Source organism: Bradyrhizobium ferriligni, from assembly GCF_056837965.1.
Genome location: NZ_JBXEJO010000053.1, coordinates 1 through 13,894, shown reverse-complemented (window position 1 = coordinate 13,894; position 13,894 = coordinate 1). Strand labels below are relative to the sequence as shown.

Genomic DNA, 13,894 nt, shown 5'->3' with positions numbered 1-13,894 from the left:
GGCAAAGATGTCTCACGGGCTTGGAATGTTTGTCCACGTGGCCAAAGTCATCAATCACCCGCATTTTGTAACAAACAGTCCCGGGACGTTGCGATATCTTCGAATCGGCCTGATTCGCGCTCGCGACGCCGGCTTTCTTGTGTGGTCACCGCGTTCCCTCGACATCGAAGACCCTCCCGCAGAAGGGGGAACCCGCGCCCATGCTCCCCGGCCTTCGTTTTCTGTTCGCCGCGATCGTGCTGGCGACCTCGCTTCTGGTGTTCGGGTTAGGGGCAGCCGCGCTGTTTCGCGCGGCGCATGAAGAGTTCGCCAGCATTCCGGTCCGCCGGGCGCCGCCCGAGCCGCAATTCGCGCAGCAGCCCGAGACCCCGCCGGTGCTTGCCATGGTGCGGGTCGACCCGCCAGCCACCGACAAGGTGACGACCGAAACTCCAGCAGCCCCGCCCGCGTCCGAGCCGGCCGCGTCCGAACCGGCTGCTCCCGCTGAGGTCACCCCTGCAGCCGAGCCGGAGAAGGTCGCCGCCGTGACGGCGGATGATCCGGTCCCGCCCGCTCCGCCGAAGCCGGAAGCCCAAGCCGCGACCACGCCAGCGCCGGCCCAATCCGCCGACACTGCGGCGCAGACTCCGACCGCAGATCCCTTGCCGGCATCGGAGCCGACGCCCGCTGCCGCCGAAGCCGCACCGGCAGCCACCGAGGCCAAGGTCGCCGCCGTCGCCGATCCGCCTGCCCCCAGCGAGCCCGCGCCTCCTCCGCCAGCACCAGCGATGGCAGCGCCCGAGCCCGCCCCGCCGCCGTCACCCGAGGCGATCGCGGCCGCGACGAAGATCGCGACGCTGGGCGGACCTGAAGTTGTTGTCGAAGCGCCGGTGGCGCCGAAGGCCATTGAGGCGAAGAAGCCGGAGCGCAACGCGGTCAGCAAGCCGGCACATCGCAAGGAGCGGCGGCGGATTGTCCGCGCGCAGCCGGTTCGGCAGGTCGTTCAACAGCAGCTCGATCCGTTCGGCCAGCCGACCCTGGTGCCGCTCACCCGGCGCTAGCAAGCAGGAATGACCTGTCAGGCCGGCCCCGTCGCGATCGGCGGGCCGCTCGCCTGCCCCCATTCCGACCACGAGCCGTCATAGAGCGCGCTCTCGGTGATGCCGAGCCGGTAGAGCGCAAGCGTCAGCACGCCGGCCGAGACGCCCGAGCCGCAGCTCGTCACGATCGGCGCATCGAGCTTCACGCCGGCGCCCGTGAACGACTTGCGCAGGTCATCGAGCGGCTTCATCTCGCCGGTCGCGGCATCGAACAGCTGGTTGTAGGGCACGTTGCGGGCGCCTGGGATGTGGCCGGCGCGGATGCCCAGCCGCGGCTCCGGCGCGCGGCCCTCGAAGCGATCGGCGGCGCGCGCATCGATCACCTGCTCGGCACGGCTTTCGACATTGGCGATCATCTGCTCGATGCTGCGCACGCGCTGCGGATCGTAGCTCGCCTTGAAGGTCGCAGGCTTCGGCTTCACCTCGCCGCTCTCGACCGCCCTGCCCTCGGCGCGCCACTTCTTCAGGCCGCCGTTGAGGATGCGCACGTTGCGATGGCCATAGGACAGGAACATCCACCAGGCGCGCGGCGCCGCAACCCAGCCGCCGGAATCGTAGATCACGACGGTGTCGGCATTGCTGATGCCGAGTCCGCCGACGTCGCGGCCGAACTGCTCGGCGCTCGGAAACATGTGCGGCAGCGGATTGGAGTGGTCGGACACCGCATCGACGTCGAAGAACACAGCGCCGGGCAGGTGCGCGGCGAGATAATCATCCTTCGGCAGCGGCAGCACGCCCGGCAGCTTGAAGGTCGCATCGAGCACCTTGACGTTGGCATCGCCGAGATGCGCAGCCAGCCATTCGGTCGAAACGAGCGGATCGTCGGTCGTCGTCATCTTGCGTGTCTCTCCATCGTCATTGCCGGACTTGATCCGGCAATCCATCTTGCTTTGAAGCGATGGACATACGGGTCAAGCCCGCGTGTGACATCCCGCCTAGCCCTTCTTCTTCGGCTCCCACGCCTCGATCGGCCCGCCGGCCTCGCGCCAGGCGGCAAAGCCGCCGCCCATATGCGCGACCGGCTTCAGGCCCATGTCCTTCGCGGTCTTGGCGGCGAGCGCCGAGCGCAGGCCGCCGGCGCAGTGGAAGATGAACTTCTTGTCTTCCTGGAAGATCGGCTTGGCATAGGGGCTGTTCGGATCGATCCAGAACTCGAGCATGCCGCGGGTGCAGGAGAACGCGCCGGGGATCTTGCCGTCGCGCTCGATCTCGCGGGGATCGCGGATGTCGACGATGACGACGTCGTTCTTGCCGATCAGCGTGATCGCATCGGCCGCGCTGATGGTCTCGATCTCGGCATTTGCCTCGTCGATCATCACCTTGATGCCGCGGTGGATGTTCTGGGGCATGGAGCTCTCCCTGGATGTTGTTGGCGCGCCCGCCGGCACGCGACGCGTGTGCGTTTACCGCACCAGCTCCCGCATCGCGTTCTCCAGACCTTCGATCGTGATCGGATACATGCGCTCGGAGAACAGGCGGCGGATGATGGTGGTCGATTCCGAATAGTCCCAGTGCTTCTGCGCCACAGGATTGAGCCACACCGCGTGCGGATAGGTGCGGATGATGCGGTCGAGCCAGACCGAGCCGGCCTCTTCGTTGACATGCTCGACCGAGCCGCCGGGAACCATGATCTCGTAAGGCGACATCGAGGCGTCGCCCACGAACACCACCTTGTAGTCGTGCGGGTACTTGTGCAGCACGTCCCAGGTCGGCGTGCGATCGGTGAAGCGCCGCTTGTTCTGCTTCCAGACGCCTTCATAGAGGCAGTTGTGGAAGTAGAAATATTCCATGTGCTTGAATTCGCTCTTGGCGGCCGAGAACAGTTCCTCGACCTGCTCGATATGCGAATCCATCGAGCCGCCGATATCGAAGAACACCAGCACCTTGACCGCGTTGCGCCGCTCGGGGCGCATGTGCACGTCGAGATAGCCGTGGTTGGCGGTCTCCTTGATCGTGGTGTCGAGGTCGAGCTCGTCCGGCGCGCCGGTGCGCGCGAACTTGCGCAGCCGCCGCAGCGCGACCTTGATGTTGCGGATGCCGAGCTCGACATTGCCGTCGAGGTCCTTGAACTCGCGCTTGTCCCACACCTTCACGGCGCGGTTGTTGCGGTTCTTCTCCTGCCCGATGCGGACGCCCTCGGGATTGTAGCCATGGGCGCCGAACGGCGAGGTGCCGGCGGTGCCGATCCACTTGCTGCCGCCCTGGTGGCGGCCCTTCTGTTCCTCGAGCCGCTTCTTCAACGTCTCCATGAGCTTGTCCCAGCCCATGGCCTCGATCTGCTTCTTCTCTTCCTCGGTGAGATATTTCTCGGCGAGCTTCTTAAGCCACTCCTCGGGGATCTCGGCCTTGCCCATGGCGTCGAGCAGGCTCTCGAGCCCCTTGAACACGGTGCCGAACACGCGATCGAACTTGTCGAGATTGCGCTCGTCCTTCACCAGCGCGGCGCGCGACAAATAGTAGAAGTTCTCGACCGTCTGCTCGGCGAGATCGGCGTCAAGCGCTTCCATCAAGGTCAGATATTCCCGTAGCGTCACGGGGACCTGGGCGTCGCGCAGCGATGTGAAAAACTGCAGGAACATATTTACTTAAATCGCCCGCCCTGCCGGTGCCGTCAAGGGCCCCTCCCCCGGTTGCGGCCGCGGATCAGCCATTCACTTTCACTTAACCACCCCGGCCAGCTTCGGCTCCCGGCGCCGAAACGTGACATTAAGATCGGACGTTGATCGTTGCAGTAACACGCGCCCAGTGGACCCGATCGACGTGCCCAACAGCCCCGCCAAGCCGCCGAAACTGTTTTCGCCGACGGCGATCGTCGCCGCCGTCGTGGCGGCAATGAGCATATTCGTGCTGGGTCTGCTGATCTGGAAGGCGGTCGAGGCGCGCACCACGGCGCTGGCCCAGGGCGAGCGCGACATCCGCAACCTGACCCACTCGCTGGCGGAACACGCCTCGCATTCGGTCCAGGCGATCGACGTGGCCATGAATGCCATGGTGGATCTGCTGAAATACCAGAAGCCGCGCGTCGATCGCTTCAACGCGGCGCTGCGCAAGACCGCCGACGCGCTGCCGCAGATCAAGGAGATCGGCGTGATCGACCCCGACGGCAACCGGATCTACTCGTCGGCCGCGGAGCTGCCGGCGCACAACAATGCCGATCGCGGCTATTTCATCGGCCATCGCGACTCGACGGATGCATCGCTGCACATCAGCGAGCCGTTGCAGTCGCGCCTGACCGGTCAGCCGACCATCGTGCTGTCGCGGCGCGTCACCAGGGAGGACGGCAGCTTCGGCGGCGTGTTGTTCGCGACCATCGAAACAAGCTATTTCGACAACTTCTATCAAGCCTTCAAATTCGGTCCGCACGCCGGAATTACCCTGCTTCGGCTCGACGGCATCGTTTTGGCGCACTGGCCGGCGGGTAAGTGGAACAAGGAGGTGTCCGCGGCATTCAAGGCGAGGATCGAGCAGGACCGGACCGGCTACACGAAAACCACATCGCCGTTCGACGGACGCGTCAAATATCTCGGCTTCGAGCGCGCTTCGCAATATCCGATCGTGGTCACCGTCGCCTTGCCGGAAGCCCAGGTTCTCGCCGCATGGCATGACGATTTGCGCAACGACCTGTTTGTCGCCGTCATACTGATGGGAAGCGTCATCCTGTTCGCGATCCTGCTCGGCAAGGAGTTTGCCAAGCGCACCAGGGTCGCGCGGATGCTCAGGGAACGGGAGGCGCGCTACCGGCTGCTTGCCGACAACATCGCCGATGTGGTGATCCTGCTGGACCGCAACGGCCGCTTCCTGTTCGTGTCGCAGTCGGTCGAGACCATCCTCGGCCGCAACCCGGACGATCTGATCGGCAAATCCTGCTTCGAGTTCGTGCATCCCGATCACCTCGCCGACGTCGCCGGCGCGACATCGGAATTGACCAACTGGACGACCACCAAGACCGTCGAATTCAAGACCTTCCGCGCCGATGGCAGCGAGGTCTGGGTCGAGATCAACTTCAAGCTTGCCGGCGCGGCGGAAGACCACCAAGCCATCGAGGTCGTCGGCGTGCTGCGCGACGTGACCGAGCGCCGCAAGATGGAGGACGAGCTCAACGCACTGAACATCCGCCTGTCCGAGCTGGCGACGACCGACGGCCTGACGACCCTCGCTAACCGCCGCAGCTTCGACAGCGCGCTGCCGCGCGAGTTCCGCGACCGGGAGCAGATCTCGCTGATCATGCTCGATATCGATCACTTCAAGGGTTTCAACGACACGCAGGGTCACCAGGCCGGCGACGAGTGCCTGCGGCGCGTGGCGCGCGTGATCGCGGACGCCACCACCAATACCACCGCGCTGGCGGCGCGATACGGCGGCGAGGAGTTCGCGATCATCCTGCCCGGCGTCGGCGAGCAGGATGCACTGAAGGTCGCTGAAGCGATGCGCCTCACGGTGCGGTCGCTGGCGATCGCAAATCCGGCCGCACGCCGCGGCGTGGTTTCGATCAGCCTCGGGATCGCCAGCCGGTCGGCCGCCACCGCGAGCGAGACCGAGCTGCTCGGCCGGGCCGATCTTGCGCTCTACGAGGCGAAACGCTCGGGACGCGACCGCACGGTGCTGGCCTCGTCGCTCGCGGGAGACAATCATTCCGCAGGACGGAAACAGTACGCCTGACATACTATGTGTCCGGTACCGCTGCGCTGCGGAATCCGCGCTAGACCGCCCGGCTTTTTCAATTAGAATTGTACCGGACAAGATTTCGGAGAGGACATGCGACCGCTGCGAGAGCGGTCGTTTCGTGTGGGGGCCCGGGCCGCCGACGAACGAAGCAAGGCAAACAGATAGATGAAATTCACGGGTACCAAGGACTACGTCGCCACCGATGACCTCATGGTCGCCGTCAATGCCGCCATCGTGCTCGAGCGCCCACTGCTGGTGAAGGGCGAGCCCGGCACCGGCAAGACCGTGCTGGCCGAGGAAGTCGCCAAGGCGATCGACGCGCCACTTTTGACCTGGCACATCAAGTCGACCACCAAGGCGCAGCAGGGCCTCTACGAATACGATGCGGTGTCCCGGCTGCGCGACAGCCAGCTCGGCGACGCCCGCGTGTCCGACATCAAGAACTACATCAAGCGCGGCAAGCTGTGGGAGGCCTTCACCAACGAGAAGCGCCCGGTGCTGCTGATCGACGAGATCGACAAGGCCGACATCGAATTCCCCAACGATCTGCTGCTCGAACTCGACCGCATGGAATTCCACGTCTACGAAACCGGCGAAACCATCAAGGCGAAGCTGCGCCCGATCGTGATGATCACGTCGAACAACGAGAAGGAACTGCCGGACGCCTTCCTGCGCCGCTGCTTCTTCCACTACATCAAGTTCCCCGACACCGAGACGATGGGCAAGATCGTCGACGTGCACTTCCCCGGTATCAAGAAGCGCCTGGTGGAAGAGGCGCTGCGGATATTCTTCGAGGTCCGCGAAGTGCCTGGCCTGAAGAAGAAGCCGTCGACCTCGGAGCTGCTCGACTGGCTCAAGCTGCTGCTCAACGAGGACATCACGCCGGAGATGCTCAGGGAGCGCGATCCGCGCAAGCTGATCCCGCCGCTGCACGGCGCGCTGCTCAAGAACGAGCAGGACGTGCATCTGTTCGAGCGGCTGGCTTTCCTCAGCCGCCGCGAAGTCTAGTTCCGATATCGGCAAACGCCGGGGCGACGGCTCCGGCGTTTTGCTTCTGCTGCTCAACAAACAAGCCAACAAACAAGAAGACCAGGGAAGATGAACGTCCAGACCCAGATCCGCGCCGCCGAGCCCGTCACCACAGAGCATTTCGACGTCCTGATCGCAGGCGCCGGCATCTCCGGCGTCGGCGCCGCCTACCACCTCAGCACGCAATGCCCCGGCACCAGCTTCGTGGTGCTGGAGACGCAGAAGACTTTTGGCGGCACCTGGTCCACCCACCGCTATCCGGGCATCCGCTCCGACAGCGACCTGCACACCTTCGGCTATCGCTTCAAGCCGTGGACCAGCGCGCCGATCGCGACCGCGGCCGAGATCCTGAAGTACATGAGCGAGGTGATCGAGGAGAACGACCTCGCCCGTCACATCCGCTATCGCCACACCATCACCGCGGCGAAGTGGTCGAACGAGACCAATCTCTGGACCATCGATGCTGTCCGCATCGACACCGGCGAGCGGCTGCGCTTCACCACCAACTTCTTCTGGATGTGCCAGGGCTATTATCGCCACGACGCGGGCTACACGCCCGAATGGACCGACATGGCGAAGTTCAAGGGCACGGTCGTGCATCCGCAGACCTGGCCCGACGACCTCGACTACAAGGGCAAGCGCGTGGTCGTGATCGGCTCCGGCGCCACCGCCGCGACGCTGATCCCGGCGATGGCCAGGGACGCCAGCCATGTCACCATGCTGCAGCGCTCGCCGACCTATTTCCGCACCGGCCGCAACGCCATCGAGATCGCCGAGGAGCTGCGCAGGCTGCAGGTCGACGAGCACTGGATCCACGAGATCACGCGCCGCAAGATCCTGTTCGAGCAGGACGCCTTCACCAGGCGGACCTTCGCCGAGCCCGAGGGCGCCAAGAAGGACCTGCTGGCAGCGGTCGAAGCCGTCCTCGGCAAGGACTACGACATCGCCACCCACTTCACGCCGAGCTACCGGCCGTGGCGGCAGCGCATCGCCTTCGTGCCGGATGCCGACCTGTTCCACGCCATCAAGGGCGGCAAGGCGTCGGTCGTCACCGACGAGATCGACCGCTTCACCGAGACGGGCATCCTTCTCAAGTCCGGCAAGCAACTCGAGGCCGACATCATCATCACCGCGACCGGCTTCCACCTCTCCGCCAATGGCGGCATCGACTTCGAGATCGACGGCAAGCCGCTCGACTTCGCCGATACCGTGACCTATCGCGGCATGATGTTCACCGGCGTGCCGAACCTCGTCTGGGTGTTCGGCTATTTCCGCGCCAGCTGGACCTTGCGTGTCGATCTGGTCGGCGACTTCGTCTGCCGCCTGCTGCAGCACATGAAGGCGACCGGCGCGAACAAGGTGACGCCCGAGCTGCGCCCCGAAGACCACAACATGCCGCTGCTGCCGTGGATCGATCCGGAGAACTTCAACCCCGGCTACATGATGCGCGGCATGCACCTCTTGCCGAAGCGCGGCGACAAGCCGGAGTGGCAGCACAACCAGGACTACTGGGCCGAGAAGGACGAATTCCCGGCGATCGACCTCGAGGACAAGGCGTTCGTCTACGGCTGAGCTCCTGATATTAGTCCCGTCATCCTGAGGAGCACGTAGCGCGTCTCGAAGGATGCACGGCCCCACTCGGGCCGTCGCGCTTCGAGACGGCCGCTTCGCGGCCTCCTCAGCATGACGGTGTTAGACACAGCGCGCTGATCAAGAAGCAACATCCATCGCGCTCGCCTCAATCCCCTCACGCATACTCCGGCAGCTTCGCGGCGGCCTCCGGCGCCTTGCCGCGGATCATGTCGGAGGCCTTATCGGCGATCATCAAGGTCGAGGCATTGAGATTGGCGGAGATCATCCGCGGCATGATCGAGGCATCGATCACGCGCAGCCCCTCCATGCCATGGACCCGAAGCTGGTCGTCGACGACAGCCCACGGCGCGTCCGCCGGTCCCATCCGGCAGGTACAGCCGGGATGGAAGGTCGTGGTGCCGCGCTGGGTCGCGGCCGCGAGCAGTTCGTCGTCGCTCGTGACCTTCGGGCCCGGAAAGTCCTCATAGGCGTAATACGGACTGAGCGGCTCGGAGGCGAGCAGCCGGCGCGCCAGCTTCATGCCGGCGACGACGACGCGGCGGTCGATCTCCTCGGCGAGGTAGTTGGTCTGGATGATCGGCGGCGCGAACGGATCGGCGGAGCGGATCCGGACATAGCCGCGGCTCTCCGGCCGTTGCTGCCATGACGCGACCGTCATGCCGGGCTCGTCCTCGAGCTGGCCCTGCACGCCTTCCTTGTAGCTCGCCGGCGTGAAGGTGAGCTGCAAATCGGAGCTCTCGGTGGTCTCGCCGGAATGCCAGAAGCAGTAGACCATGGTCGGCGACAGCGACAGCAAGCCGCGCCGCGTCGTCGCCCATTTGATCGCCTCGCCCCACAGGCTGAAGCCGCGGCGAAGCTCGTTGATGGTCCTGATGTTCTTGACCCGCGCCACCGAGCGCGGCGCGTAGTGATCCTGCAGGCCCTCGCCGACGCCGGGGAGCGCGTGGCGCACCTCGATGCCGTGCGCCTGCAACAGCTCGGGCGCGCCGACGCCGGAGAGCTGCAACAGCTGCGGCGAGTTGTAGGCACCGCCGGAGAGAATGACCTCCTTAGTGGCGCGGATCTCCAGGGGATCGCCGTGCTTGCCGCCGCGGTTATAGCGCACGCCGACCGCGCGCTTGCCCTCGAAGATGATCCCTGTGACATGCGCATGCGTACGCACATCGACATTGGGCCGCCGCCGCGCCGGATGCAGGAAGGCGGTCGCGGCGCTGACCCGGCGGCCGTTCAGGATGGTGCGCTGGCAGTACGACACGCCTTCCTGGATCTGGCCGTTGTAATCGGGATTGCGCGGAATGCCGAGGCTGACCGCGCCCGCCATGAACGCTTCGCAGAGCGGGTCCTGCCAGTCCATGGTGGTGACGGTGAGGTTGCCGTCGCGGCCGCGATAGGTGTCGTCGCCCTCGCCGATCCTTCGCTCCATGCGCCGGAAATAGGGCAGCACGTCGGGATAGCCCCAGCCGCGATTGCCGAGCTGCGCCCAGGTGTCGAAATCCTGGCGCTGGCCGCGGTTGTAGATGTGGCCGTTGATCGAGGACGAGCCGCCGAGCGTCTTGCCGCGCGGTGCGTAGATGCTGCGCCCGCCGGTGTAGGGACCTACCTCCTGCTGGTAGGCCCAGTTCACGCTCTTCATGTGGAAGGTCTTGATGAAGCCGGCCGGCAGATGGATGTAGGGATGCCAGTCGCTCGGCCCCGCCTCGAGCACACACACGCTGGTGCCCGCGTCTTCGCTCAACCGGTTGGTCAGCACGCTCCCGGCGGAGCCTGCGCCGATGATCACATAATCGAACGTTTCCATCGTCTCGCTTCTGGCGCCGACTATCGTGTCAGCGCGGCTTTTCGTTGAGTTGATAGGTCAGATGCGCCTTCACCGTCGGCCATTCGCTGGCGATGATGCTGTAAACCACGGTGTCGCGCAACGTGCCGTTGGGCGCGATCTGATGGCTGCGCAGGATGCCGTCCTGCTTCGCACCCAGACGCTCGATGCCGCGTCGACTCTGGTGATTGAAGAAATGCGTGCGGAACTCGACCGCGATGCAGTCAAGCTTCTCGAAGGCATGAGTCAGCAGCAGCAGTTTGCACTGCGTGTTGACCGCGCTGCGCTGCACACGCTTGGCGTACCAGGTCGAGCCGATCTCGACGCGACGGTTCGGCGTGTCGACGTTCATGTAGGTCGTCATGCCGGAAATCTTGCCGTCGGCGTCGAACACCGTGAACGGCAGCATCGATCCGGCCTTTTGCAGACCGAGCCTGCGGTCGATCTCCTTGGCCATGTTCTCCGGCTGCGGGATCGCGGTGTACCAGAGCTTTGACAGCTCGCCGTCCTTCACCGCGTCGACCAGCCCGTCGCGATGATCGTGTGACAGCGGCTCCAGCCGCGCATGCGCGCCGCGAAGGGTGACCGGTTCAAGCCAGGGCATTTGTGTTCTCTCTCCATCTTGTCATTCCGGGATGGTGCATCAGCACCAGACCCGGAATCTCGAGATCCCGGGTTCATCGCTGCGCGATGCCCCGGGATGACGATTGCGCTTTTGCGCAATCGTCACTTGTTCAGAAAGTTCAGCGGCAATCCCGGTCGCGGCCAGTCCATCGCGATCAGCTCGCCCTTGCCCGACAGCGTGATGTAGGCGGTCTTCAACTCGGGGCCGCCGAAGGCGATGTTGGTGGTGACGCGGTCGCCGGTCGGCACCTGCTCGACCACGGTGCCGTCGGGCGCGATCACCGAGATGCAGCCCGAGACCAGCGTCGCGACGCAGACATTGCCGTTCGCTTCCACGGCGAGCGAGTCGAACATCTGGTAGCCGCCGAGGCCGGCGATCGGCTTGCCGCGCTCGCCGCGATAGATCACGTCGCGCGGCTTGACGGTGCCGGGCTCTGAAACTTCATACGCCCACAGCCGCGCGGTCGGCGTCTCCGCGATGTAGACGGTCTTCTCGTCCGGCGAGAGACCAATGCCATTGGCCGGCAGGATGCCGTGCACGGCCTCGACGATCTCGTTCATGCCGGGCTTCAGATAATAGAACGCGCCGACATCCATGTCGCGGGCGCGGCGCTTGCCGAGATCGGAGAACCACAGGCCGCCCTGCCTGTCGAACACCAGATCGTTCGGCCCGCGCAGTTCGTGCTCGCCGCATTTCGTGACGACGGTCTCGACCTTGCCGGATTGCAGATCGACGCGCTGGATCGAGCCGCCGAGATAATCCTCGGGCTGCGGCCCCGGCATGATCATGTTGCGGGTCGGAATCCAGGAGAAGCCGCCATTGTTGCAGATGTACATCTTGCCGTCGGGACCGAGCGCCGCGCCGTTCGGGCCGCCCGGCACCTTGGCGACGATCTCCTTGCGCCCGTCGGGATAAACCCGGGTCAACCGCTGGCCGCGGATTTCGACCAGCACGACCGAACCGTCGGGCATGACCACCGGACCTTCGGGAAACTCCAGATCGGTGGCGAGAACTCGGATATTGGCCATGGCATCCTCCCGGCTCTTTGGCTGCAGGCGGATTCCGAACGGCCCCGCACGCGCAACGTTGTTGTTTCATCCTGTTATGGCAAACGGGGTTTGGCTTGCCAAGCAATGGCCCCGCAAGGCTGCCCGGCGTTGAGGTGGGATAGGCGCGCCGCAAATACCCCTGTCGTCCCTGCGAAAGCAGGGACCCATACTCCGCGGCCCGTGTTGTGAACGGGACTCGTCGTTCCAACGTCGCGTAACAATCAGCGTCGGTGGTTATGGGTCCCTGCTTTCGCAGGGACGACACCGAGTGTTTGGCGCCTCTTGTGAGTCAAACATCCGCATTCTCGCGACATGAATTGCCCGAGCTTTGCGCTTCGTTCCACCCTCTCCTGAACAGAGGGCGCAGGGAAAGCCGGGTGCCGATCGCACCCATGGGCCCCGTGCAAAAAGTAGAAAGCACGGGGGTAGGACCACAGGTGTAACCGGAAACAACCCGGCTTTCCCTGCGCGATGGGCTACGGCTTATACGTGCTCTCCCCGGTGAGACTGGGCTTTTTTGTCACCGTCTTCACAAAACGCGTTTGCGCTTTGCGAAAAGACACCTGCCGCTAGGGCGTCAGGACCACACGACTTCACCGTCCGCTTCACGCGCACTCGTCAATTGCGCAATCAGCGTCCACCGCATCTCGACCCACGTTCGTGACGACCGCGAAGCGCCCCTCGATCGGGTGAGACGGGGCAAACCATACACTGAGTTACGCTTCGGATAAAGCGAAATATTTTCGCGCGCGAGGATTGACAGGTTTTTGCGGAGTTGCCCGTCGGGGCAGTTTGTCGCACCACGCTGTCGCGTTCTGTCGCCGTCATACCCTGGTGCGCGATTGCGTACCAAGAAATGAATGGGAGAGGCGCGAACTCAGCTCAGCGCGCCCGCATGCACCCACCAGGTGGGATGCCCGGCGCGGAGCTGTTCGCCGGCGGCCTCCGCGTCGGCGTCGGTTCCGAACACGGCAAAGCAGGTCGCGCCGGAGCCCGACATGCGCACCAGACGAACGTCCCTGGTCTCGCGCAGCGCGGACAGCACGTCACTGATGACGGGCTCGATGCGCGCGGCGGGGCCTTCGAGATCGTTGGTGCCGCGCGCCAGTGCCGCGATCCAATCGTCGATCGCGCGGCCGGCGTCCGGCCATGACGGCGCCTGCATCACGACATCGGTGGCGCCGATCAGGAGTTCGCCGTTGCGCAGGCCGAGCGCATTGAAGACGTCTCTGGTCGCAACCGGCACGCGCGGATTGACCAGCACGCACGGCATTTTCGGCAGGTCGAGCGGCAGCAGGCCTTCGCCGACGCCCGTCATGTCGCAGGCGCGCGAGGCGACGCACACCGGCACGTCGGCGCCGGTCTGCAGCGCGACCTCCATGATCCTGCTATCGTCGAGCGAGAGCTCGTTGAGCCGCGCCAACAGCCGCAGCGCCGCCGCGGCGTCCGCCGAGCCGCCGCCGATGCCGGCCGCAACCGGCAGCACCTTCTCCAGCGTGAAGTGGCCGACCTCGAGATCCGCGACGCGCTCGCCGAGCAGGCGTGCGGCCTTGAGCACCAGATTGTCAGAGGTGTCGCCGCAGGCATCGGCCAGCGGCCCCGCCATCGTCAAAGACAACTCGGGTCCCGGCTCGAGCGTGAGACGGTCGGCGCAATCGGCAAACGCGACGACGCTCTCCAAGTCGTGAAACCCGTCGACGCGCCGCCCGACAACCTTCAGCGTCAGGTTGACCTTGGCACGCCCTTCTTCAATCAGCGCCGGCACGGCGATAAACCCCTAAAAAACAAACATCATGATGCGATTAGCGTAAATCGCCGCACGATCCTATCCCTTTGTTTGGATGGAAATTCCGGGATTTGGGGTGCCGTATCGGCCTGCCTTCACCTCTCCCGCTTGCGGGGAAGGTCGGACCGCATCGAACGATGCGATCCGGGTGGGGGCTCTACCCACGGAGAGAATCTCTTTGCGGAGGTACCCCCACCCTGGCCGGCCAGGGTGGGGGTACCTCCGCAAAGAGATTCTCTCCGTGGGTAGAGC

The 13,894-nt window shown here is 64.8% G+C and carries 11 protein-coding genes; 4 read left to right on the top strand and 7 right to left on the bottom strand.

Features of this window, described 5'->3' with window-relative positions:
• Positions 1-200 precede the first annotated feature (200 nt).
• Positions 201-1,040 (top strand): hypothetical protein, encoded by an 840-nt coding sequence (locus AC1VNY_RS28175; protein ID WP_482407639.1) that lies wholly within the window; start codon positions 201-203, stop codon positions 1,038-1,040.
• Positions 1,041-1,057: 17 nt separating this feature from the next.
• On the opposite strand, the gene sseA is transcribed toward AC1VNY_RS28175, so the two are convergent.
• From sseA to AC1VNY_RS28160, 3 genes are all read right to left on the bottom strand, one after another.
• A complete protein-coding gene (gene sseA, locus AC1VNY_RS28170) occupies positions 1,058-1,915 on the bottom strand; it encodes a 3-mercaptopyruvate sulfurtransferase (RefSeq protein WP_482407638.1) in 858 nt (285 codons plus the stop codon).
• A gap of 99 nt (positions 1,916-2,014) precedes the next feature.
• A complete protein-coding gene (locus tag AC1VNY_RS28165) occupies positions 2,015-2,428 on the bottom strand; it encodes a rhodanese-like domain-containing protein (protein ID WP_016847778.1) in 414 nt (137 codons plus the stop codon).
• 54 nt (positions 2,429-2,482) lie between these two features.
• Positions 2,483-3,658: a vWA domain-containing protein gene (locus AC1VNY_RS28160; protein WP_016847779.1), complete on the bottom strand. Its 1,176-nt coding sequence runs from the start codon at positions 3,656-3,658 to the stop codon at positions 2,483-2,485.
• Between the two features lie 181 nt (positions 3,659-3,839).
• On the opposite strand from AC1VNY_RS28160, the gene AC1VNY_RS28155 reads away from it, so the two are divergent.
• The 3 genes from AC1VNY_RS28155 to AC1VNY_RS28145 all read left to right on the top strand — a co-directional run bounded on the left by AC1VNY_RS28155 (position 3,840) and on the right by AC1VNY_RS28145 (position 8,345).
• Positions 3,840-5,738, top strand: a complete 1,899-nt coding sequence (locus tag AC1VNY_RS28155) for a diguanylate cyclase (RefSeq protein WP_482407637.1) — start codon at positions 3,840-3,842, stop codon at positions 5,736-5,738.
• Between the two features lie 171 nt (positions 5,739-5,909).
• Entirely contained in the window at positions 5,910-6,752 is an 843-nt protein-coding gene (locus tag AC1VNY_RS28150) for an AAA family ATPase (protein ID WP_482407636.1), read from the top strand.
• 90 nt (positions 6,753-6,842) lie between these two features.
• Positions 6,843-8,345, top strand: coding sequence for a flavin-containing monooxygenase (locus AC1VNY_RS28145; protein WP_482407635.1), 1,503 nt, complete (start codon positions 6,843-6,845; stop codon positions 8,343-8,345).
• Between the two features lie 175 nt (positions 8,346-8,520).
• Here the strand turns inward: AC1VNY_RS28145 and AC1VNY_RS28140 are convergent, their stop codons facing one another.
• The 4 genes from AC1VNY_RS28140 to AC1VNY_RS28125 form a co-directional block, all read right to left on the bottom strand.
• The gene (locus AC1VNY_RS28140) at positions 8,521-10,164 is read right to left on the bottom strand and encodes a GMC family oxidoreductase (RefSeq protein WP_482407634.1); all 1,644 of its coding nucleotides are present in this window, start codon (positions 10,162-10,164) and stop codon (positions 8,521-8,523) included.
• A gap of 28 nt (positions 10,165-10,192) precedes the next feature.
• Positions 10,193-10,786, bottom strand: a complete 594-nt coding sequence (locus AC1VNY_RS28135; RefSeq protein WP_482407633.1) for a GNAT family N-acetyltransferase — start codon at positions 10,784-10,786, stop codon at positions 10,193-10,195.
• A 122-nt stretch (positions 10,787-10,908) separates the two neighbouring features.
• Positions 10,909-11,835, bottom strand: coding sequence for an SMP-30/gluconolactonase/LRE family protein (locus AC1VNY_RS28130; protein ID WP_028342978.1), 927 nt, complete (start codon positions 11,833-11,835; stop codon positions 10,909-10,911).
• A gap of 898 nt (positions 11,836-12,733) precedes the next feature.
• On the bottom strand, positions 12,734-13,621 hold the full coding sequence (locus AC1VNY_RS28125; RefSeq protein ID WP_482407632.1) for a 4-(cytidine 5'-diphospho)-2-C-methyl-D-erythritol kinase: 888 nt from the start codon (positions 13,619-13,621) through the stop codon (positions 12,734-12,736).
• Between the last annotated feature and the right edge of the window lie 273 nt (positions 13,622-13,894).

Bases quoted from the DNA above. Each gene is read 5' to 3' on its own strand.
- sseA (WP_482407638.1), bottom strand. From the start codon at position 1,915: ATGACGACGACCGACGATCCGCTCGTTTCGACCGAATGGCTGGCTGCG.
- AC1VNY_RS28135 (WP_482407633.1), bottom strand. From the start codon at position 10,786: ATGCCCTGGCTTGAACCGGTCACCCTTCGCGGCGCGCATGCGCGGCTG.
- AC1VNY_RS28160 (WP_016847779.1), bottom strand. From the start codon at position 3,658: ATGTTCCTGCAGTTTTTCACATCGCTGCGCGACGCCCAGGTCCCCGTG.
- AC1VNY_RS28150 (WP_482407636.1), top strand. From the start codon at position 5,910: ATGAAATTCACGGGTACCAAGGACTACGTCGCCACCGATGACCTCATG.
- AC1VNY_RS28140 (WP_482407634.1), bottom strand. From the start codon at position 10,164: ATGGAAACGTTCGATTATGTGATCATCGGCGCAGGCTCCGCCGGGAGC.
- AC1VNY_RS28175 (WP_482407639.1), top strand. From the start codon at position 201: ATGCTCCCCGGCCTTCGTTTTCTGTTCGCCGCGATCGTGCTGGCGACC.
- AC1VNY_RS28145 (WP_482407635.1), top strand. From the start codon at position 6,843: ATGAACGTCCAGACCCAGATCCGCGCCGCCGAGCCCGTCACCACAGAG.
- AC1VNY_RS28165 (WP_016847778.1), bottom strand. From the start codon at position 2,428: ATGCCCCAGAACATCCACCGCGGCATCAAGGTGATGATCGACGAGGCA.
- AC1VNY_RS28130 (WP_028342978.1), bottom strand. From the start codon at position 11,835: ATGGCCAATATCCGAGTTCTCGCCACCGATCTGGAGTTTCCCGAAGGT.